We start from the raw sequence: 20,452 nt of genomic DNA, 5'->3' as shown, positions 1-20,452 counted from the left end.
CGGAACGCTCGAGGAAACAGAGCGTTCTTCTGTAGACATTCAGATGGGCGTGTAGTTAAAGTACGCGTCCCCCCAACCCTCTCCATCCATAGGATTTTATTCATGTTTTCTACGATGCTAGCTCTTGCGCTGGTCGCACAAGCAGAACCTGCTCAGCCCGAAGTTCAAGAAGAAGAGCGCGCCGCCGAACAAGCTCAAGAAGAAAAGGCCGAAGACAAACCGATTTGCCGCCGGATCAGCACCGGCATGGGTTCACGCAAGAAAGAGCGTGTATGCATGACGAGCAAGGAATGGCGCGAATTCAATCGCGGCAACTAAACGCAGTTCGTTTCTGGAACGCGACTTCGATCAATCGCGCGTCGCGTCCCAGATTTCGAATTCATAGGCGATCGAGTTCTCGACCAGGAGATCCCAGATTGCCTCGATGCGATCACGAGGCATTCCTCTTGCTTCGGCTGCATCGCCTGCAGCGTTGATCACCGCAGCCTTGCGATCCTCGTCCCGTACGGTGTCACGCGATGGTTTTATCCGCGCGGCGGCACGCATGTAGTCAAACCTGCGCTCAAGCAACGCAATCAACTCTCTGTCAGTTGCATCTACGCCTGCCCGAACTTCGATCATGGAAGTACAGTCAGCAGGCATAACAATCGTATCAGTCATGGCCGCGCTCTTAGCCTCTGGCGCGCGTTTGTCGAGGGGGCATCTGATCTCCGATCCCCCTCTTGACGCGGTGCACAATCCTGCTATCTGCGCGCCTTCGCAAATTGGCTCCGCACCCCGGTGAAGCGGTAGCCGCGCTTGAAACTTTCTCAAACGCAGCGAGGCCGGGTTAAATGGTCGCCACAGGGGCGGCTCATGCAATTTGAAGGATAATCCATGACGAAGCGTACCAGCTCGAAGCATAAACTTGATCGCCGGATGGGCGAAAACATCTGGGGTCGTCCCAATTCCCCGGTGAACAAGCGTTCTTACGGCCCGGGCCAGCACGGTCAGCGCCGCAAGAGCAAGATGAGCGATTTCGGCTTGCAGCTGCGCGCCAAGCAGAAGCTTAAGGGCTATTACGGCGACGTAACCGAGAAGCAGTTCCGCTCTACTTACAAAGATGCAACCAAAATGAAGGGCGACACCGGTCAGAATCTGATCGGTTTACTTGAGCGCCGTCTCGACATGATCGTGTATCGCGCGAAGTTTGCACCAACCATCTTTGCCGCACGTCAGATAGTGTCGCATGGCCACATCTATGTGAACGGTGTGAAGTGCAACATTGCATCGCGTCGTTGTGATGTAGGCGATGTGATCAGCCTCGGCAGCAAGGCGAAGGAAATGGCGCTGGTTATCGAAGCCCAGAGCCTGCCAGAGCGTGACATTCCTGATTATGTTGCCCCTGACGGCAATGACAAGGTTCAGTTCACCCGCGTGCCGAAGCTGGACGAAGTGCCTTATCCGGTAACGATGGAACCGAACCTCGTGGTCGAGTTCTACTCGCGCTAATCCAAGAGATCAGCACGATATACAAACAGGGCGGCCTTTGCGGGTCGCCCTTTTTGTATTTGCCTAAATCCCTTTGCAGGGCCTATCCTCCGCGAAATGCGTATCCTGATCCTTGACGGGCACCCTGATGCCAACCGGCTTACGAGTCATCTTCTCGACTTGTATCAGGCAGGTTTAGCACACGGTGATGAAGTCGATCGGATTGCGGTGCGTGACCTGCAATTCGATCCGGTTTTGCATCATGGTTATGCCAAGCGAACCGGATGAGAGCCGGGCTTCCATCGTGTCGCTGCCTTGCTGGATGCTTGCGATCATTTGGTGGTCGCCTTCCCAATGTGGTGGGGGAGCGAACCAGCCCACCTTAAAGGCTTGCTTGATCGCGTCCTCTTACCCGGCCTAACCTTCGCCTATCATGATGACGACAACTGGTGGGACAAACTGATGGAAGGGCGCTCCGCCGATGTTATCGCAACTATGGACACCCCACCGCTGTTCTTGCGGTTGATGTATGGCAATGCGCTGATCAAGAGGTGGAAACTTCAGGTTCTGGGTTTCTGTGGATTCAAGCCATTGCGTTTTCTCGCCCTCAGACCCGTAAAGCATGGCGAAGCGGACAAGCCTTTGCCGAAATGGCGCAAACGAATTGAGAATATGGCGCGAACCGAAAGTCCCTCAGAGGCAGCCAAAAAGCGCGCAAGGCTGAAGAGCTTCTTGAACCGCTAAGCGGACAGGTAATCACGGCGGAAATCAGCAGCAAACGTTGCAAAGCGCTCTTCGGCAATCGCATCGCGCATGGCCTGCATCAACTGCTGATAGAAACTGAGATTGTGCTCAGTCACCAGCATAGCCCCCAGGATCTCACCCGATTTCTGCAGGTGATGCAGATAGGCGCGCGAGTACGTATTGCAGACATCGCAGGCGCATCTTTCATCAAGCGGGCCGGTGTCTTCTGCGTGTTTGGCGTTGCGTAGATTAAGCGGCCCGTGCCAGGTAAAGGCCTGACCATTGCGCCCTGATCGCGTAGGCAACACGCAATCGAACATATCTATCCCGCGTTCCACCGCGCCAACCAGATCATCGGGCTTGCCAACCCCCATTAGATAACGCGGTTTGTCTTGAGGTAGCTGGTCTGGGGCAAAGTCGAGCGTTGCGAACATTGCCTCTTGCCCCTCGCCCACTGCAAGCCCGCCGACTGCATAGCCATCAAAGCCGATCTCGGTTAGCTTGTCGGCGCTGATTTGGCGCAAATCTTCATCAAGCGCGCCCTGTTGGATACCGAACAAGGCTGATTTTGCGGCGTGTTCTCCGCCGCTATCAAAGCCATCCCGGCTGCGCTTTGCCCAACGCATCGACAGCTCCATGCTTTCTGCGATCACATCACGGGGCTGATCTGCACGCGGACATTCGTCAAACGCCATGACGATGTCGGACCCAAGCAAGCGCTGTATCTCCATCGATCTTTCTGGCGTGAGCATATGCTTGGAGCCATCGATATGGCTGCGGAACTCGACGCCTTGCTCGGTTAGCTTGCGCAGATCGGATAAGCTCATAACCTGATAGCCGCCACTATCTGTCAGGATCGGCCGCTGCCAGTTCATGAAGCTATGCAACCCGCCCAAGCGCGCAACACGCTCTGCACCGGGGCGCAGCATCAGGTGATAGGTATTGCCAAGGATAATGTCCGCGCCAATCTCTCGCACCATCTCCGGCTTCATCGCCTTCACCGTCGCGGCGGTCCCAACGGGCATGAAGGCAGGCGTGCGAATGTCGCCCCGCTGCATCTTGATACACCCGGTGCGGGCCTTGCCGTCCGTGGCGCTTATAGTGAATTTGAACCGTTCGCTCATGGCGCTACCCGCTAGCCGCCAGAGACAATCATGTCACTCAAAAGAAAAAGGCCGACGATGCAACGCACCGCCGGCCTGTTCCTGTTTCTCGATGATTAGAAAGAGAAAACGAATCCAGTGGTGCCACGGACCGTGTCGAACGAAACTGTGTCGACATTGAAACGCAGCTTTCCGCCTGCGAGCGGAATATCGATGCCAGCACCGACGATCAGATCACCATCGCTGGTGTCAACACCGTCCAGGTCGCCATCGTCGAGCTCAACATTCAGAATTTCTTCAACGTCGAGTTCGATTTCCTGGTAGCCACCACGCAGTTAGTATTTGGTGCCGCTTGAATCGACGATATCGAAACCCTCGGCTTCGTCGGAACCGATACCAAGATCATGGTAGCCAGCTGATACGCCGATGAATGTTTCGGTTTCGTTGGAATCCTGAGCCAGCGCAGCGGCTGGCGTCATCATAGCCGCTGCGAACAGCCCTGCTACAAACTGCTTTTTCATTCTTTTGTACTTTCATTCTTCACCGCTCAGGGGGCGAGCGGCGCAGCCCATATCGTTCCCAAGCCCGAGGCCAACAAGGCAACTTAAAGTCGCATTTTACTGTTTATATTCGATAATCTGAGGGTGTTGTAATACGGTAACACACAGCGCGTTCTGGTTAGGCTCTCAGGCGCCATCCGGTCTTGAAGATGAAAGCAATTATCGCTGTACAGGCTGCCAAAAATCCCAGCGTGATACCCAGAGACAGGCCAAAGCCTACGTCTCCACTGCCATAGAATGTCCAACGCAGCCCGCTGACCAGATAAACGATCGGATTGGCGAGCGCTATCTTGCCCCACGGCTCTGGCAACATGTCGATCGAATAAAACGTGCCACCGAGGAAGGTCAGAGGGGTTAAGAACAACATCGGAATAATGCCAAGCTTCTCGAAATTGTCCGCCCATACGCCAAGGATGAAGCCGAAGAGTGAAAAGCTTGCAGCGACCAGCATGATATAGATCACCGCCAGGATCGGGTGCGCGATGGTGTAATCGACAAACAGGTTTGCGGTAATCAGGATAATGCTGGCCAGGATTAGGCTTTTCGCGGCTGCCGCGCCGACAAAACCAATTAGTGTCTCCGCGACGCCAACGGGCGCAGAAAGCAATTCGTAGATGGTTCCCGTAAACCGCGGCATGTAAATGCCGAAACTAGCGTTCGAAGTCGTCTCACCCAGCAAGGTAAGCATCAACAGTCCAGGGATAATGAACGCGCCATATTGCACACCATCAATCGGTTCCATCCGGCTGCCGATCGCCGATCCAAACACAATGAAATACAGCGATGTCGTCAAGACTGGCGCAAGGATCGACTGGAACGCAGTGCGAAAAGCGCGGGTGACCTCACGTTTGAAGATCGACCATGCGCCGCGAAAATTGAACCCCATCATGCCAGTTCCTCTTCGCCAAGCAGTGATACGAAGATATCTTCAAGCGAACTCTCGTGCACATCGATGCCGGTGTAGTCGATGCCAGCTGCGGTCAGTGCCTTTGTCAGTTCAGCAACCTCGGACTTGCCCTTGCCTGTGCCATCGCCGCCGCGATAACACAGCGAACGTCCACCTTGCTCGATCTCGACAGGAAAGTGAGCGAGTGCTTTCGGCAACTCGGCAAGAGGTGAAGCCAGCTCGATATGTGCTTCAGTCCGGCCCAAACGCTGCATCATGGCAGCCTTGTCGTCGACCATCAGCAAGCGTCCCTGATTGATAATCCCGACACGGTCCGCCATTTCTTCGGCCTCTTCGATGTAATGGGTGGTCAGGATGATTGTAACACCGCGTTCGCGCATGGTGCCGATCAGCTCCCACATGCCTTTGCGCAACTCGACGTCTACCCCAGCAGTGGGTTCGTCGAGGAAAAGCAAGTCAGGTTCATGGGCCAGCGCCTTCGCGATCAGCACACGTCGTTTCATGCCGCCTGAGAGCGCCATGATCCTTTCGCCGCGCTTGTCCCAAAGGCTAAGCGCGCGCAGTATCTCTTCAATCCTGCCAGGATCGGGTGGATAGCCGAAAAGGCCGCGTGAATAGCTGACCGCGTCAATCACCGGTTCGAACATGTCTGTAGAGAGTTCTTGCGGCACCAAGCCTATCCGCGCTCTGGCATGCCGCCAGTTCCTGGCAAGATCATGCCCGAACGCGCGTATCGTGCCAGAAGTTGGTCGGACCAGACCGCAAACCGCACCGATCAATGTAGTCTTGCCGGCTCCGTTAGGCCCAAGCAGCGCGAATATCTCACCCTGCCGGATCTCCAGATCAACACTGTCCAGCGCTTTGAGACCACTGGGATAGACTTTGCTGAGGCCATGCAGCTCAAGGATCGGTTCGTTCATTGCAACCGATTAGGGCAGCAATAATGATGAGTCACCATACGAATAGAACCTGTAGCCATGCAAAATTGCATGCTCATAAGCTTCCATCATGCGTTCGCGACCGATGAGCGCGCTGACAAGCATCATCAGTGTGGATTTGGGCAGATGGAAGTTTGTCATCAACCCGTCGACACCCTTGAAGCGGTATCCCGGCGTGATGAAAATATCGGTGTCACCTTCAAACGGGGCAATGGTTCGATCTTCGCGGGCCGCGCTTTCCAGCAGCCTCAGTGAGGTTGTCCCAACTGCAATAATCCGCCCTCCTGCAGCGCGCGTTGCGTTGAGGCGCTCAGCAACTTGAGGCGTAATCCGCCCCCATTCCGAATGCATCTGATGGTCGTCGGTGTCATCGGCCTTAACCGGCAGGAATGTGCCCGCACCGACATGCAGGGTCAGCGTTTCGTGCTGGATACCTGCTGCGTCCAATTCTGAAACCAGGCGTTCTGTGAAATGCAAGGAAGCCGTTGGTGCAGCAACTGCGCCATCCTCTTGCGCAAACATCGACTGGTAATCTTCATAATCCTGCGCGTCGATCTGGCGCTTGCTCGCGATATAGGGCGGCAATGGCATTGTGCCTGCACGGTCAAGCAACACTTCGACGGGTTCATCACCCTCGAAAAACAGTGTGAAGCTGCCGTCCGAATTTCGCTTCTCTGCAGTGGCGGTCACGCCGCCGCCGAAAACAATCTGATCGCCTTCCTTCAGACGCTTCGCATTACGAATGAACGCGATCCATCGGCGCAGATCCTCACGCTTGTGCAAAGTCGCTCCGATCCTGGCCACTCCGCCTGCACGACGGCCTTCTAACTGCGCGGGAATGACACGGGTGTCGTTGAACACCAGTACATCGCCCCGTTTGAGAAGCCTCGGCAGGTCCCGCACACCCAAGTCTTCAAATGCGCCCTCGCCCGGAACATAGAGCATGCGCGCCGCATCACGTGGGCGCACGGGACGCAGCGCGATCAGCTCTTGCGGGAGCTCGAAGTCAAATAGATCAACACGCATGATTGGCGCGCCTTAAGGTGCACCAATCGCAATGGAAAGAGAGATTAGCTTAGCGGCGCGCTGAGAAGATCAGCAGTGATCTCTTCTTCAACCGGCGCCTCGGGCTGCGGGAACAGCTGCGGCTTATTGTCCGAAGCAATGCTGGCCTGAAGAATGCGCGTAGGATTGGCAGGCGGTTCGCCGCGAGTGATCGTATCCACCCCGTCCATATTCGAAATCACGCGGCCAAAGTTGGTGTAACGTTTGTCTAGGCTGAAACGAGGATAGAATACAATGAAGAACTGGCTGTTCGCGCTGTTCTCATCTGTCGCGCGGGCCATCGAAACAGTTCCGCGAATGTGCGGGCGCGGATTAAATTCTTCCTCAAGGTCAGGCATCGCAGAGCCGCCTTGCCCAGTGCCGGTGGGATCGCCGCCCTGCGCCATAAAGCCGTCGATGACACGGTGAAAGATCACACCATCGTAGAACCCGGTACGGGTCAGTGTCTTTACACGCTCGACATGGTTGGGCGCCCAACCCGGCATCAGGCGGATTGCAACACGCTCACCATTGGATAGATCGAGCAGCCAAACATTGTCAGGGTCCGCTGTCACATCGTAATTGATCGAATATTGAACCGCGGAAGCCGGCGCCTGTTCAACGGCCTCAGTCTCAGCGTCTTGTGCAGGCGCCGCGGCCGGAAGGCCAAGCAAGGCCGCTGAAATAGAGGCTGCGAGTATTTTCTTCATCATGTTCAAGGTCACGCGATCTTAATGTCCTGATTTTCTGACATGCGATCTAGCGGCAAGCATCTGTCGCCGCAATGAATGATCGCCCCACTCTACACAGAGCGCTGTTTTGGAACCCGCGCTATCACGTCTTCGCGCACGGAAGCGGTCACGAACTTGGATATTTCTCCGCCGTAGATCGCAACCTCTTTGACCAGCCTGCTCGCAATATGCTGCAAAGAGATATCTGCCATCAGGAACACTGTCTCGACGTCATGATTAAGTTGGCGGTTCATGCCGGTGAGTTGATATTCGTATTCGAAGTCTGTGACACCCCGAATGCCGCGAATGACCGTGCCCGCGCCCATTTCATCGGCAAAATCGACCAACAGAGAGTCAAACCCGACTACCCGGATGCTGCCATCACCGATCCCCGCAACCTCGCGCTTTACCATCGCGATTCGTTCATCATCGGAAAACATGGGTGATTTGGCGGCGTTGGTCGTCACACCGATGATCAGCTCATCAACCAGCTTCGCGCCACGTTCAATGATGTCCATATGGCCCAGGGTGATCGGGTCAAATGTGCCCGGATAGATACCTATGCGTTTCTTCACCTGTCCCTCTCCACAATGTAACGCGCGACTGCAGCCAGCATCTTGGCATCATCGCCGTGCACTGACAAATGACCGATCGCCTGATCGACCAGCGCGCACGCCTGTTCCCGAGCCTTGTCCACGCCCATCAGTGTCACGAAAGTCTGCTTGCCTTGGCGCTCATCCTTGCGCAGAGCCTTTCCGGCTATCTCGGCATCGCCTTCCACATCGAGCAGATCATCTGCAATTTGGAAAGCGAGCCCGATGTCGCGCGCATAGGCGCGCAGGTGCCCCCTTCCCTCAGGCTGAACATGGCCCAGGATCGCTCCCATTTCGACAGAAGCGGCCAGCAATGCGCCAGTTTTCAGTTGCTGCAAGCGCGTGATTGTGTGGAGATCATAGTCTTCACCCTCGGCCATCATATCCATCATCTGGCCGCCAGCCATACCGTCCTTGCCGCTAGCGGTACCGAGTGTCAGGATCAGTTCGGATCGGGTGAACGGATCTTCACTGGCGTCCGTGTCCGCAAGAATTTCAAACGCGAGCGCATGCAATGAATCACCTGCCAGAACCGCAGTTGCCTCATCGAACTCCACATGAACCGTAGGCTTCCCGTGGCGCAGCGAGTCATCATCCATACACGGCAAGTCATCGTGGATCAGGGAGTAGACATGGATCGCTTCCACTGCACAGGCAGCGCGCAATGCAGCATCCCGGTTCACACCGAACATTTCGGCTGTGCTAACCAACAGCAGCGGGCGAACACGCTTGCCGCCGCCAATCGCTGCGTAGCGCATAGCCTCTACCAGACGCGCCCGGCCGTCCTGCGGCACCGGCAAAATCGCGTCAAAAACGCTGTCCACTTCGCGTTGAACCCGCGCGAGACCTTCTTTCAACAGACTGTGTTCCATCCCCAAAGACACCGACCTATCCGTCGGTATCGAATGGGACAGTCGAACTGGCCGCACCGTTGGCGTCTGTCACGATCTTCTCAATGCGTGCCTGCGCATCATCAAGCCGGGCTTGGCACAGCTTTCGCAACTTCTCACCGCGTTCATAAAGCGTAATTGATTGATCGAGCGGAACGCTGCCGCTTTCCAGCTGCTGGACCACTTCTTCCAGTGCAATCAATGCCTGCTCGAAACTCAATTGGCTAAAGTCTTTCTCTGACACGTCTTTTCTGATCCCCTGACTGGCAAGAAGCATTGACCGCCCTCATGCCGACGGTCAAGCTGCGATGCAATAGAATGGGAGTCGTGAATGACAAAGTGGGTAATAGCCTACATCTCCGCCGCCATCGTGTTCGGCGTTATGGATGCAATATGGCTTCGATGGGCAGGCCCGAATTTGTATGAGCCCGTGATTGGCGAGATCATGGCGGAAAACTTCCGTATTGCGCCTGCGGCTGCATTCTATCTCGTTTACCTCGCCGGAATGTGCTGGTTCGCGATCAAGCCCGGGCTTGAAAGCGGGCAAGTGTCTACTGCGCTGCTCAATGGCGCGATACTCGGCGCGGTTTGCTACGCCACTTTTGACCTGACAAGCCAGGCTGTGTTCAAGGTTTGGGCGACACACATCAGCGTCGCGGATATCTTGTGGGGGACATTTGTAACCGGAACCTCGGCGGCGATTGCCACCTGGGTCACTCTCAAGTTCTCTGGTTAAGCGAATGTTTATAGGCCACTTTGCTCCTGCCTTTGCCGCTGCAGCGGTCAGCCCCCGTTCGCCGAAACTGGGCACGCTCTTCATCGCCGCCCAGCTGGTCGATTGGGCATTCTTTTGCTTCGCGATAATCGGCATCGAAGCGATGCGAATTGATCCAACGGCCACGGCAATGGTCCCGTATGATCTATATCATATGCCCTACACGCACAGTCTGCTGGGGACTGGTGTATGGGCCGTCATATTCGGACTGCTTGTCTTTGCCATAATGCGCGAAGCTGTAGCAGGCATCCTGGCCGGTCTGGTCGTTCTGTCACATTGGGTGCTCGATTTTCTGACACACAGACCCGACCTGACGCTGGCAGGTGGCGATTCACTTTATGGGCTGGGCCTGTGGAATCTGCCTTTTGTCGCTATTCCACTCGAACTCGCCATCACGCTGGGTGCCTTTTATTGGTTTGTGAAGCGCACAAGGGGACCAGTTGGTCCACCATTGGTCTTGCTTGCTTTGCTGCTGGTTATGCAGGCTGTGAACTGGTTCGGCCCACATCCAGAGGAGGCCGGCCTTGGCCTGTATATTCAGGCGTTGGTGGCCTTTGCCGTGCTGACATTGCTCGCGCGTTGGGTCGGGGACAATCGCAAGCACAAGCGCGCACGGGGCTAGCGCAAATATTACCTCAACGCTAAGGGCGCTGGCATGGCTACTACTGCATCTGAAATCACCCCAGACGTCGTCGAACAGCACGGCCTTTCTCCGGAAGAATACGAGCGTGTTCTCCATGCGCTTGGGCGCGAACCCAATCTGGTTGAGCTAGGCATATTTTCTGTCATGTGGTCAGAGCATTGCTCTTACAAAAGCTCGCGCTTGCACCTGAAGAAACTGCCGACCGAGGCGCCTTGGGTAATCTGTGGTCCGGGCGAGAACGCTGGCGTTATTGATATTGGCGATGGTCAGGCGGCGATCTTCAAGATGGAAAGTCACAACCACCCCAGTTACATCGAGCCATATCAGGGTGCAGCGACAGGCGTCGGCGGCATCCTGCGCGATGTATTCACCATGGGCGCGCGCCCGGTTGCAAACGCCAACGCGCTGCGATTTGGCCGCCCGGATCATCCCAAGATGCAGCATCTGGTCAAAGGCGTGGTCGCGGGCATCGGCGGCTATGGCAATTGCGTGGGCGTGCCTACGGTTTGCGGCGAGACCAATTTCCACCCCGCTTACGATGGCAATATCCTGGTCAACGCGATGACCGTTGGCGTCGCGGACGCAGACAAGATTTTCTATTCGGCTGCGACCGGGGTTGGCAATCCGATCGTCTATGTCGGCTCAAAGACCGGCCGCGATGGCATTCACGGTGCAACCATGGCGAGCGCGGATTTCGAAGAAGACGCAGATGCCAAGCGCCCTACTGTGCAAGTGGGTGACCCGTTCACGGAGAAGCTGCTGATCGAGGCCTGCCTCGAACTGATGGCGACAGATGCGATCGTCGCGATTCAGGACATGGGCGCAGCGGGCCTCACCTCTTCCAGCGTCGAAATGGCGACCAATGGCAAGGCGGGCATCCGGCTCGACATGGACAAGGTGCCATGCCGCGAGGAAGGCATGACGCCATATGAAATGATGCTGAGCGAGAGCCAGGAGCGGATGCTCATGGTGCTGAAGCCTGGCAAGGAAGCCATGGCAGAAGCGATCTTCAAGAAGTGGGAACTTGATTTCGCGGTGATCGGCGAAGTCACCGATACGCGCCACATGGTGCTAGAATTTGGCGGTGAAGTCGTTTGCGACATTCCGCTTGGGCCGCTGGCTGCCGATGCCCCCGAGTATGACCGTCCTTACCTCTCTAAAGAGAAATACACCGCGTGGGCGTCAATCACGCCCATGCACGACGCGCCCGATAGCGCCGATCCGGGTGCAGACTTGCTCAAAATGATGGCCAGCCCGCAACTGGCCTCTCGCGCCTGGATTGCCGAGCAATATGACAGCCAGGTGATGGGTGACACCATTCAGACTGGCGGTGATGCGGGTGTGGTGCGGGTGCACGGCACGAAGAAGGCGCTTGCGATCAGCACCGATTGCACGCCGCGCTATGTTTATGCCGATCCTTATGAGGGCGGAAAACAAGCGATAGCAGAGGCCTATCGCAATTTGTGTGCGGTCGGTGCGCGTCCGCTCGCGGTGACCAACTGCCTCAATTTTGGCAACCCGCAGCGGCCCGAAATCATGGCACAATTCGTTCACGCACTCGAAGGCATGGGCGATGCCTGCCGCATGCTCGATTTCCCGATCGTTTCCGGCAATGTCAGCCTCTATAATGAGAGCAAGGCGACAGGCGGCGGCTCAGCGATCCTGCCCACCCCTGCCATCGGCGGCGTCGGCATTATCGATGATTACGATCACATGATGACAATGGGCTTCAAGAATGAGGGTGACACGCTCTATCTGGTCGGCCCTGAATTCTGGGCCAAGCCAGACCCGACACGTTCGCACCTTGGCAAATCACTCTGGCTGCAAATCGTCCATGGCCGTGATGAAGGGCGCACTCCGCCGACAGATCTTGTGGTTGAACGCAATGCGGGCAAGATCATTCACGAGCTGATCGAGGATGGCCTGGTCAACGCAGTGCATGATCTGTCTGATGGCGGATTGGCCGTAGGCTTGGCTGAAATGGCACTGGCGAGCGGACTGGGCGCAGATGTCGAAGCGCATCCGGATTATAGCGCCGCGCAGTGGTGGTTTGGCGAAGATCAGGGGCGCTATATTATCTCGGTTCCTAACACCGAAGCGCTCAATCATGCGCTTGCCAAAGGCACGGAGAATGCAGAAACCGCGCAGATCGGTTTCCGTCGCATCGGCACCGTTGGCGGTGACAACCTGCTTGGAATCTCTCTTGCCGATCTTCGTGAGGCGCATCAAAGCTTCTTCCGCGACTGGATGGAGGCATAGAGCTCTTCCAGGCAATTCTGCACTATGGCGGTCATTGGCTAGCGCCGTTTGTGATCTCGGCAGTTATCTGGCGCAGGAAATGGATCCGCGCAGGGTTTGTGATTGCCGCTGGAAATTTGATCGACCTGGATCATCTCATGGCCGATCCGATTTTCGATCCCAACCGATGCAGTATCGGGTTTCATTTGCTGCATGGCTGGGAAGCCGCAGTCATCTACCTGCTCATGCTGGGGGTGCCCAAATGGTGGGTTCGCGCTTTTGCTTTGGGCGCTTTGTGGCATTTGGCGGTCGACTATGGCGACTGCGTGATGATGCAGGCCTCTTAAGCCGCCAATGCCTCTGGCATGATCATGTCTTCGTCTTGCAACCCTTCTTCGAACAGCTGCGCGATACATTGGCGATAGATCAGCGGCTCACCGATATTCAGGCGTTTGCGCGCTTCATCGATGTCCTCTCGCATAAGGGCCTCGATGTCCTGATGCGCGATCTTGGCCGCAGCCCTGCCTAGCTTGCGACCTTCGCGCAGAGCGTCAAAGATTGGCGCCTTGGTCGGCACTTCCTTCAATCGGTTGCGCGTTCCCGCATAGGCAATGAAAAGAATGCCCAGATTGTGGTTCTGCTCGTAACTAAAGCCCAGCAGGCACGCCTCACCTAGCCCGTCGCGATTGTATGTAGTCAGCACGTGAAAGAGATCATGCGTGTCACGCAGCCGTTCGAAATACCATTCGGTCTGATCCTGATGGCGTTTCTCGGCGGGTTGCCACTTGTGACTTTCAGCCACAAGCCCGGCTGCTGACAGACCTTCGCGCTTCATGAAGCGGATATAGTGCTGCGCCACGGTGTTGGGCCCGCAATCTGCCCAGCGTTCGTGATCGTCGAGCATGGCCGGAATGTTCACTTCCTCGCGCATCATGCGTTGGCCTTCGGGTGAGCGAATAAAGTCCCAACCCTGCTTGTGACCTTTGCGCCCCTTGAGCGCCTCTATGATATGAAAAACCTGCTCGGTGTCTTCCTTGTCCGCAACAAGTTTGCGGAAGTGCTTCAACACCTTGAAAGGCCTGAAACCGGTGGTCTTGCGACCTGGTGCAACCAAAGGACGATCAATAACAGCCATTGCAAGCTCCCGAGTAGCTGGTCGCAACTTACATCATTGTAAATTCGCTGTCCACGCCCTCGGCGGTGTAACGACTTTCGTTCCGAGCTCGAATGCGCAAGAGGAGGAAACATGCAAGACACCGATACCCTGCCCTATTCGCTGCCGGCTTTGTCCGATGAGGAAAGCATAGCTCGCGCGCGATCGCTGCGTGACCGATTGAAAGAGCGCCGCACATGCCGGTACTTTTCAGACGAGCCAGTACCACGCGAAGTCATCGAGGCTGCCATCGAAGCTGCGGGCAGTGCTCCCAATGGCGCGAACCATCAGCCCTGGCATTTTGCGGTGGTGTCCTCCGCAGACAAGAAACGCGCCATCCGCGAAGCCGCAGAAGAAGAGGAACGTCGCTTCTATGGAGCAGACGGGGACAAGCCCAAGGCAAGCGAGGAATGGCTAGAGGCACTCGCCCCCATCGGGACGGACGAAAGCAAGCCCTTTTTGGAGACTGCACCTTGGCTGATCGTGGTCTTCGCCCAGCGCAAGGGCGGGATCGAGGAAGATGGCAAAACGCAGAATTACTACGTTAACGAAAGCGTGGGCATCGCTTGCGGAATGCTGATTGCGACATTGCACGAAGCCGGCTGCGCAACATTGACGCATACCCCGTCACCCATGGGTTTCCTGCGCGAAATCTGTCAGCGGCCAGAGCACGAAAAGCCTCTGATGATCGTTGTTGTGGGCCATCCCAGCGACGACGCGACTGTGCCGGCGCATGCCGTGAAGAAGAAACCGCTTAGCCAGATTGCAAGTTGGCTTTAGGCTAATCGAACGGGAGGTTAGCTCGATGGAAAAGACGTGGCCGGTCTGGATTGGGGGCATGCTAGGCCTTGCAGCCATTGCATTCGCGTTTGCGACACAGGCAGGCGTGGTCAATCAATGGCATGAGGCCGCCCATTACACAGCCCGCGTTGGCTTCCCCCTCCTCATTCTCGCCTACGTTGCAAGGCCGCTGGTCGAACTAACCCGCAGCGAGTTGGCGAAGTACATTCTGGCACGGCGGAAATACTTCGGTCTTGGCTTCGCCGTCGCGCATACAATCCACTTGGCGGCGCTGATCACAGCGATTGAAGTGTCGGGCGAAGGCAAAGGCATTGTGACCTATGTCTTTGGCGGCGCTGCCTATACGATCCTGTATGTCATGGCTTTCACATCCAACACCGCTGCAATGAAGGCCATGGGCGCTTGGTGGAAACGCGTTCACCGCGTGGGCATCCATTATCTCTGGTTCATATTCTTCCAGAGCTATGCCGGTCGTATGGCCGACCCCGAACAAGCAATGGTCGCGATACCGTTCACCATCATTGCTCTGGCCGCAGCAGCTGTCCGGTTTACAGCATGGTGGAAGTCGCGGCAGCGCAAGCGCGCTCAAGCGGATAGCTAACCGCGAACCCAATCCTCTTCCGGGATGCCGAGCAGGCGTAGCACCGACGTCAGGTCGCCACTGTCGATCCACGCATTTGCGGCCTGTTTCGCTTTGGGCTTGGCCTTGTATGCAAAGCCGTAGTGCGCAGCCTCCAGCATCGGAATGTCGTTGGCTCCGTCACCCATAGCAAGCGAAACTGCGCCCTCACCCAATCTCGCCAGCTCGCTCTTCAACGTAGCGCGCTTGACTGAACTGTCGACAATCGGGCCCACCAATCCACCGGACAGCTTGCCTCCAGCAACATCTAACCGGTTGCCTACGACATGTTCAAAGCCAAGCAGCCGAGCCACCGGATCTGCAAAATGGTGAAAACCACCGGTGACGAGGACGGTCTGGCAATCGTGCTCTTTGAGAGTCTGCACCAGCTCGCGTGCGCCCGGCATCGGAAAAATCCGTTCATTCAAGCACAGCTGGATCGCGCCTTCATCCAATCCAGCCAGCAGTTTTACACGTTCACGCAAAGCCTCTTCAAAATCTAGCTCACCCTGCATCGCGCGTTCGGTAATCGCGGCAATCTGCGGCTTAATCCCGGCATAATCCGCCAGCTCGTCGATACATTCCTGCCCGATCATGGTAGAATCCATGTCCGAGATGAACAGGTCTGGCAGATCAAAGCCGTGATCGCTGATTAACGCTGCCTCTGCGCCCAAAGCTTCACTCAACACACGCGATAGAAGCGAAGGATCATACTCACCGCTCCACTCAAACTCGTGCACGCCTTCGTCGATCTCGACCGGCTCGAACGCTGCGCCAAGTTCAATCAGCCATGCCGGCGGATTGCTCAAACGAGTTTCAAGCTGAGCTGCGTCTGCTATCAGACGGGCGATGGGCACGGGAGAATCTCCGAATAGAAAACCGGTTGCGCTCATCGCAGGGCCAACCGCCAGCGGCAAGAGCGCAATTGCTTTGCGGCTGGCAAGCGCACGTTTGGCCAAGGGCCTGCGAACCGCCATCATCAATGCGGACAGCATGCAGGTTTATCGCGATATACCCGTGCTCGCCGCTTCTCCGGACGCAGATGAGCAGAGCCAGTGCCCGCATAAGCTTTATGGCGCATGGGATGGATCGGAGGCTTGCTCCGCTGCGGACTGGGCTGCGCGTGCGAAGCAAGAGATTGCGGCAGCGCATACGGCAGGCGCTCTGCCCGTCCTCGTTGGCGGCACAGGTATGTATATGAAGGTACTGCTGGAAGGGATCGCGCCCATCCCCGAAATCGATCCGGAGATACGCTCGCAAGTTCGCGCGATGGATACGGGTCTAGCATATGCCGCGCTCCAAACCGAAGACGCAGAGCGAGCTGCCCTGTTGGAGCCAACTGATAGCCAGCGAATTGCACGCGCGCTGGAAGTGGTGCGGTCTACAGGTCAGACACTCGCACACTGGCAATCACGCAAGGAGGGCGGGATTCAAGACGACATCGATTTGCATCCGCTCATCCTGCTGCCAGATCGTGATTGGCTTTATGAGCGATGTGATCGACGCTTCGTGCAAATGTTGGAAAGTGGGGCGATTAAGGAGGTTGAGGCGTTGCTATCACGAAACCTGAATCCCGATTTGCCGGTCATGCGCGCTATCGGCGTTCCGGAGATCGCGGCGTTGGTGAAAGGAGAACTTTCCCGAACCGAAGCAATCACCGCTGGTCAGCAATCGACGCGCAATTATGCCAAGCGGCAATACACATGGTTTCGGCGACAACCACCGGAAGATTGGCCAAGGATCGAGTCATCAAATGTCGATTTTGAGCCTTATTTCGCATCATTATTACAGCGATAACGGTTGACACGATAGATTCGAACGCATAGCGAGACTTGCAGAGGCCCGGTGTTGCAGTCCCTGCACCGGGCCTGCTTATTTAGGGGCCAACTGAGCCAGAGATGCGGGAAAGTTCCTGCGCAGATGGAAGGAAGCAAAAGTGTCGAGCGAACGCAGCGGCGCCAAAATCCTGGTAGATTGCCTGATCGATCAGGGGGTCGAATTTGTATTCGGCTATCCCGGTGGCGCCGTCCTCCCCATTTACGACGAACTGTTTGGAGACGAACGCATTCGCCACATCCTGGTGCGCCATGAAGCCGGCGCGGCACATGCGGCAGAAGGTTATGCTCGTTCAACCGGTAAACCCGGCGTGGTTCTGGTTACATCAGGGCCGGGTGCGACCAATGCCGTTACCGGAATTGCGGATGCATTTCTCGATTCGATCCCGCTGGTAGTTATCACCGGCCAGGTCCCTACCCCGCTGATCGGGACCGATGCATTTCAGGAAGCCGACACCGTGGGCATCACGCGCCACTGCACCAAGCATAACTACCTGGTGAAAGATCCGGCGGATCTGAAGCCGACTTTGGAAGAAGCTTTCCGGATCGCCACTACTGGTCGGCCTGGCCCAGTTGTTGTCGATATTCCCAAAGACGTGCAAATCGCAGTTCCTTCGATCCAGCGCGCCTCCAAATCGGCGGCGCATCGCTATGAACCGCAAATGGTTGGCAGCGCGGAAGCGATTGCAGAAGCAGTTGAATTGCTTGCCAATGCAGAGCGCCCGATCCTCTACACCGGTGGCGGTGTTATCAACTCCGGCCCTGAAGCGAGCAAACTTCTGCGCGAATTGCAGGACCTGACTGGAGCTCCGCTGACAAGCACGCTGATGGGGCTTGGCGCGTTTCCGGCAAATCATCCCGATTGGCTTGGCATGTTGGGCATGCATGGCACTTACGAAGCCAATCTGGCGATGAACAAATGCGATGTGATGTTGTGCGTCGGCGCACGATTTGATGACCGCGTTACAGGTAGGCTCGACGCGTTCTCGCCTGAATCGACTAAGATCCACATCGATATCGACCGCAGTTCAATCAACAAGACGGTACCGGTTGATTTGCCCATACTGGGTGACTGCGCCGCTGTCCTGAGCCAGCTGATTGCCGCTTGGGGTGATCGCAAGCCGCAAGATCTGGGCGAGTGGAAAGCCCACATTGCGGGTTGGCGCGCGCGCGAATGCCTGGCCTATCCGGAAAAGTCAGAGATGATCATGCCGCAAAAAGCGGTCGAGAGGTTGTTCGCGCTAACCAAGGATCGCAATCCGATCATCACAACCGAAGTTGGCCAGCACCAGATGTGGGCGGCACAATACTTCGGCTTCAACGATCCGAACAAATGGCTGACCTCTGGCGGGCTTGGTACCATGGGTTATGGCCTGCCCGCGGCAATCGGCGCGCAGCTCGGCAATCCGGACGATCTGGTGATCGATATTGCTGGCGAAGCATCGATCCAGATGAACATTCAGGAGCTTGGCACAGCCAGCCAGTATCGCTTGCCAGTCAAGGTGTTCATCTTGAACAATAAATATATGGGCATGGTTCGCCAGTGGCAGGAACTGACCTATGAAAGCCGCTATTCCAACAGCTATTCGGACAGCTTGCCCGATTTCGTGAAACTGGCCGAAAGCTATGGCTGGACCGGAATCCGCATCCACGACGAAAGCGAATTGGATGCGGGGATCGAAGCCATGTTGGCAGCCGATGGACCGGTGATGGTGGATTGTCTTGTGTCCAAGGATGCAAACTGTTTCCCCATGATCCCGTCAGGGGCTGCGCATACCGAGATGCTCCTTTATGGAGACCAAGTCCAAGGCACGATGGACGACGAAGCAAAAGCGCTGGTTTAGGAATATCCGACAATGAAAATCAGAGACGCAGCGTCCGAGCGGCACGTCCTTAACGTTACCGTCGACAATGAACCGGGTATTCTGGCCAAGATCACCGGCCTGTTTACCGCGCGCGGATATAACATCGACAGCCTGACCGTGGCGGACATATCCGAAGACCATGCTGTCAGCCGAATTACCATCGTCACCAATGGCCCGCCCGAAGTGATCGACCAGATCGAAGCGCAGCTGGAACGGCTCGTGCCTGTCCACCGCGTGGTGGACCTCACCACCGCCGGCGAACATGTCGAGCGCGAGCTGGCCTTGGTGAAAGTTGCCGGCACTGGTGACAAACGGGTGGAGGCTCTTCGGATCGCGGAATTGTTCCGCGCCAATGTGGTCGATACCACCATCGAAAGCTTCGTCTTTGAAATCACCGGAGCGCCGGACAAGATTGACAGTTTCATTGCGTTGATGCGCGAACTCGGCCTTGTAGAGGTTGGGCGCAGCGGCGTGGTGGGTATGATGCGCGGCGCTGAAGGCGCCTGAAAAAAGGGAATACGATGAAAGTTTATTATGACGCCGATGCAGATCTGGGTCTGATCAAGGGCAAGAAGATCGCTGTCTTGGGTTATGGTTCGCAAGGCCATGCGCACGCGCAGAACCTGCGTGACAGCGGTGTGGCCGAAGTCGCAATCGCACTGCGCGAAGGATCCGCGACGGCCAAGAAGGCCGAAGGCGCAGGCTTCAAGGTGCTTTCGAACAGCGAAGCCGCCGAGTGGGCTGATATCCTTATGATCCTTGCCCCGGATGAGCATCAGGCCGCCATCTACGCTGACGACGTCCACGGCAAGATGAAGCCCGGCAGCGCGCTGGCTTTCGCGCATGGTCTCAACATCCACTTTGGCTTGATCGAAGCTCAAGATGACATCGATGTGATCATGATCGCACCAAAGGGCCCCGGGCACACTGTACGCAGCGAGTATCAGCGCGGCGCCGGCGTACCCTGCCTGATCGCGGTGCATCAGGATGCCAGCGGCGCTGCGCATGACGTGGCGCTTGCCTATGCTTCCGGCGTTGGTGGTGGCCGCAGCGGCATTATCGAAACCAATTTCAAGGAAGAGTGCGAAACCGACCTTTTCGGTGAGCAGGCCGTGCTGTGCGGCGGGATCACCCACCTGATCCAGGCCGGCTTCGAAACGCTGGTTGAAGCCGGCTATGCGCCGGAAATGGCCTATTTCGAATGCCTGCACGAGACCAAGCTGATCGTTGACCTTCTATATGAAGGCGGCATCGCGAACATGCGCTATTCGATCTCCAACACTGCGGAGTATGGCGACATCAAAACCGGCCCACGCATCATCACCGATGAGACCAAGGCTGAGATGAAGCGCGTGCTGGCGGACATCACCTCTGGCCGCTTCGTGAAGGATTTCGTCCTCGACAACCGCGCGGGTCAGCCAGAACTGAAAGCAAGCCGTAAAGCAGCCGAAGCGCACCCGATCGAAAAGACCGGAGCAGAGCTGCGCGCCATGATGCCGTGGATCAGCGCCAATAAGCTGGTCGACAAGGAAAAGAACTAAGC

Annotated in this window: 26 protein-coding genes; 13 read left to right on the top strand and 13 right to left on the bottom strand. The window is 56.5% G+C overall.

What is annotated here, in order from left to right; genetic code table 11:
• Positions 1-102 precede the first annotated feature (102 nt).
• Positions 103-318, top strand: coding sequence for a hypothetical protein (locus QZ487_RS10470; RefSeq protein WP_285975277.1), 216 nt, complete (start codon positions 103-105; stop codon positions 316-318).
• Between the two features lie 30 nt (positions 319-348).
• On the opposite strand, the gene QZ487_RS10465 is transcribed toward QZ487_RS10470, so the two are convergent.
• On the bottom strand, positions 349-660 hold the full coding sequence (locus QZ487_RS10465) for a chorismate mutase (RefSeq protein WP_296024945.1): 312 nt from the start codon (positions 658-660) through the stop codon (positions 349-351).
• 216 nt (positions 661-876) lie between these two features.
• Between QZ487_RS10465 and rpsD the strand changes: the two genes are divergently transcribed.
• Positions 877-1,491 (top strand): 30S ribosomal protein S4, encoded by a 615-nt coding sequence (gene rpsD, locus QZ487_RS10460; RefSeq protein ID WP_285975279.1) that lies wholly within the window; start codon positions 877-879, stop codon positions 1,489-1,491.
• A gap of 174 nt (positions 1,492-1,665) precedes the next feature.
• Here rpsD and QZ487_RS11520 read toward each other — a convergent pair whose 3' ends face one another.
• Entirely contained in the window at positions 1,666-1,806 is a 141-nt protein-coding gene (locus QZ487_RS11520; protein ID WP_349665834.1) for a hypothetical protein, read from the bottom strand.
• Positions 1,807-1,824: 18 nt separating this feature from the next.
• Here QZ487_RS11520 and QZ487_RS11515 point away from each other — a divergent pair, with 18 nt between their 5' ends.
• Positions 1,825-2,214: an NAD(P)H-dependent oxidoreductase gene (locus QZ487_RS11515; protein ID WP_367114456.1), complete on the top strand. Its 390-nt coding sequence runs from the start codon at positions 1,825-1,827 to the stop codon at positions 2,212-2,214.
• Here the strand turns inward: QZ487_RS11515 and tgt are convergent.
• From tgt to QZ487_RS10410, 9 genes are all read right to left on the bottom strand, one after another.
• Complete coding sequence (gene tgt / locus QZ487_RS10450; protein WP_285975280.1) at positions 2,211-3,338, bottom strand: tRNA guanosine(34) transglycosylase Tgt; 1,128 nt, start codon at positions 3,336-3,338, stop codon at positions 2,211-2,213. The genes QZ487_RS11515 and tgt overlap by 4 nt on opposite strands.
• A 314-nt stretch (positions 3,339-3,652) precedes the next feature.
• Positions 3,653-3,838 (bottom strand): hypothetical protein, encoded by a 186-nt coding sequence (locus tag QZ487_RS10445; protein ID WP_296024940.1) that lies wholly within the window; start codon positions 3,836-3,838, stop codon positions 3,653-3,655.
• 157 nt (positions 3,839-3,995) lie between these two features.
• Complete coding sequence (locus QZ487_RS10440; protein ID WP_285975282.1) at positions 3,996-4,766, bottom strand: ABC transporter permease; 771 nt, start codon at positions 4,764-4,766, stop codon at positions 3,996-3,998.
• Positions 4,763-5,704: an ABC transporter ATP-binding protein gene (locus tag QZ487_RS10435; RefSeq protein ID WP_285975283.1), complete on the bottom strand. Its 942-nt coding sequence runs from the start codon at positions 5,702-5,704 to the stop codon at positions 4,763-4,765. The genes QZ487_RS10440 and QZ487_RS10435 overlap by 4 nt, the downstream gene beginning before the upstream one ends.
• A 9-nt stretch (positions 5,705-5,713) precedes the next feature.
• Positions 5,714-6,748 carry a tRNA preQ1(34) S-adenosylmethionine ribosyltransferase-isomerase QueA gene (gene queA, locus QZ487_RS10430; protein ID WP_296024933.1) on the bottom strand — a complete coding sequence of 345 codons (1,035 nt, stop codon included), beginning with the start codon at positions 6,746-6,748 and terminating at the stop codon, positions 5,714-5,716.
• Between the two features lie 44 nt (positions 6,749-6,792).
• A complete protein-coding gene (locus tag QZ487_RS10425; RefSeq protein ID WP_285976987.1) occupies positions 6,793-7,479 on the bottom strand; it encodes a peptidylprolyl isomerase in 687 nt (228 codons plus the stop codon).
• Between the two features lie 89 nt (positions 7,480-7,568).
• Entirely contained in the window at positions 7,569-8,072 is a 504-nt protein-coding gene (coaD, locus tag QZ487_RS10420) for a pantetheine-phosphate adenylyltransferase (RefSeq protein WP_285975285.1), read from the bottom strand.
• The gene (locus QZ487_RS10415) at positions 8,069-8,962 is read right to left on the bottom strand and encodes a polyprenyl synthetase family protein (RefSeq protein ID WP_296025336.1); all 894 of its coding nucleotides are present in this window, start codon (positions 8,960-8,962) and stop codon (positions 8,069-8,071) included. Before QZ487_RS10415 ends, coaD begins: the two co-directional genes overlap by 4 nt.
• 16 nt (positions 8,963-8,978) lie before the next feature.
• Positions 8,979-9,257, bottom strand: coding sequence for an exodeoxyribonuclease VII small subunit (locus QZ487_RS10410; RefSeq protein WP_296024929.1), 279 nt, complete (start codon positions 9,255-9,257; stop codon positions 8,979-8,981).
• 54 nt (positions 9,258-9,311) lie between these two features.
• Here QZ487_RS10410 and QZ487_RS10405 point away from each other — a divergent pair, with 54 nt between their 5' ends.
• From QZ487_RS10405 to QZ487_RS10390, 4 genes are read left to right on the top strand one after another with little or no spacing between them, the layout of a single operon-like run.
• Complete coding sequence (locus tag QZ487_RS10405; protein WP_285975287.1) at positions 9,312-9,716, top strand: DUF2177 family protein; 405 nt, start codon at positions 9,312-9,314, stop codon at positions 9,714-9,716.
• A gap of 4 nt (positions 9,717-9,720) precedes the next feature.
• On the top strand, positions 9,721-10,377 hold the full coding sequence (locus QZ487_RS10400; protein WP_285975288.1) for a hypothetical protein: 657 nt from the start codon (positions 9,721-9,723) through the stop codon (positions 10,375-10,377).
• A 33-nt stretch (positions 10,378-10,410) separates the two neighbouring features.
• Positions 10,411-12,657, top strand: a complete 2,247-nt coding sequence (gene purL, locus QZ487_RS10395) for a phosphoribosylformylglycinamidine synthase subunit PurL (RefSeq protein ID WP_285975289.1) — start codon at positions 10,411-10,413, stop codon at positions 12,655-12,657.
• The gene (locus QZ487_RS10390) at positions 12,642-12,983 is read left to right on the top strand and encodes a DUF6122 family protein (RefSeq protein WP_367114465.1); all 342 of its coding nucleotides are present in this window, start codon (positions 12,642-12,644) and stop codon (positions 12,981-12,983) included. The genes purL and QZ487_RS10390 overlap by 16 nt, the downstream gene beginning before the upstream one ends.
• On the opposite strand, the gene QZ487_RS10385 is transcribed toward QZ487_RS10390, so the two are convergent.
• On the bottom strand, positions 12,980-13,771 hold the full coding sequence (locus tag QZ487_RS10385) for a Coq4 family protein (RefSeq protein ID WP_296024927.1): 792 nt from the start codon (positions 13,769-13,771) through the stop codon (positions 12,980-12,982). The two genes, QZ487_RS10390 and QZ487_RS10385, sit on opposite strands and share 4 nt — an antisense overlap.
• A 111-nt stretch (positions 13,772-13,882) precedes the next feature.
• On the opposite strand from QZ487_RS10385, the gene QZ487_RS10380 reads away from it, so the two are divergent.
• Entirely contained in the window at positions 13,883-14,569 is a 687-nt protein-coding gene (locus QZ487_RS10380; protein WP_285975291.1) for a nitroreductase family protein, read from the top strand.
• 25 nt (positions 14,570-14,594) lie between these two features.
• Positions 14,595-15,191, top strand: a complete 597-nt coding sequence (locus tag QZ487_RS10375; RefSeq protein ID WP_296024923.1) for a hypothetical protein — start codon at positions 14,595-14,597, stop codon at positions 15,189-15,191.
• Here QZ487_RS10375 and serB read toward each other — a convergent pair.
• Positions 15,188-16,066, bottom strand: coding sequence for a phosphoserine phosphatase SerB (gene serB / locus QZ487_RS10370; RefSeq protein ID WP_296024920.1), 879 nt, complete (start codon positions 16,064-16,066; stop codon positions 15,188-15,190). The genes QZ487_RS10375 and serB overlap by 4 nt on opposite strands.
• Between serB and miaA the strand changes: the two genes are divergently transcribed.
• The 4 genes from miaA (at position 16,059) to ilvC (ending at position 20,450) form a co-directional block, all read left to right on the top strand.
• The gene (gene miaA / locus QZ487_RS10365) at positions 16,059-17,006 is read left to right on the top strand and encodes a tRNA (adenosine(37)-N6)-dimethylallyltransferase MiaA (RefSeq protein ID WP_296024917.1); all 948 of its coding nucleotides are present in this window, start codon (positions 16,059-16,061) and stop codon (positions 17,004-17,006) included. The two genes, serB and miaA, sit on opposite strands and share 8 nt — an antisense overlap.
• A gap of 139 nt (positions 17,007-17,145) precedes the next feature.
• The gene (locus QZ487_RS10360) at positions 17,146-18,888 is read left to right on the top strand and encodes an acetolactate synthase 3 large subunit (protein ID WP_296024915.1); all 1,743 of its coding nucleotides are present in this window, start codon (positions 17,146-17,148) and stop codon (positions 18,886-18,888) included.
• Between the two features lie 12 nt (positions 18,889-18,900).
• A complete protein-coding gene (gene ilvN / locus QZ487_RS10355) occupies positions 18,901-19,416 on the top strand; it encodes an acetolactate synthase small subunit (protein ID WP_285975296.1) in 516 nt (171 codons plus the stop codon).
• 14 nt (positions 19,417-19,430) lie between these two features.
• Complete coding sequence (gene ilvC, locus QZ487_RS10350) at positions 19,431-20,450, top strand: ketol-acid reductoisomerase (RefSeq protein ID WP_296024910.1); 1,020 nt, start codon at positions 19,431-19,433, stop codon at positions 20,448-20,450.
• Positions 20,451-20,452 lie beyond the last annotated feature (2 nt).

It is taken from the genome of uncultured Altererythrobacter sp., assembly GCF_913057185.1.
Taxonomy (GTDB): Bacteria; Pseudomonadota; Alphaproteobacteria; order Sphingomonadales; family Sphingomonadaceae; genus Erythrobacter; species Erythrobacter rubellus.
The sequence above is the reverse complement of the archived record's forward strand: the minus strand, read 5'-3'. Positions and strand labels throughout refer to the sequence as shown.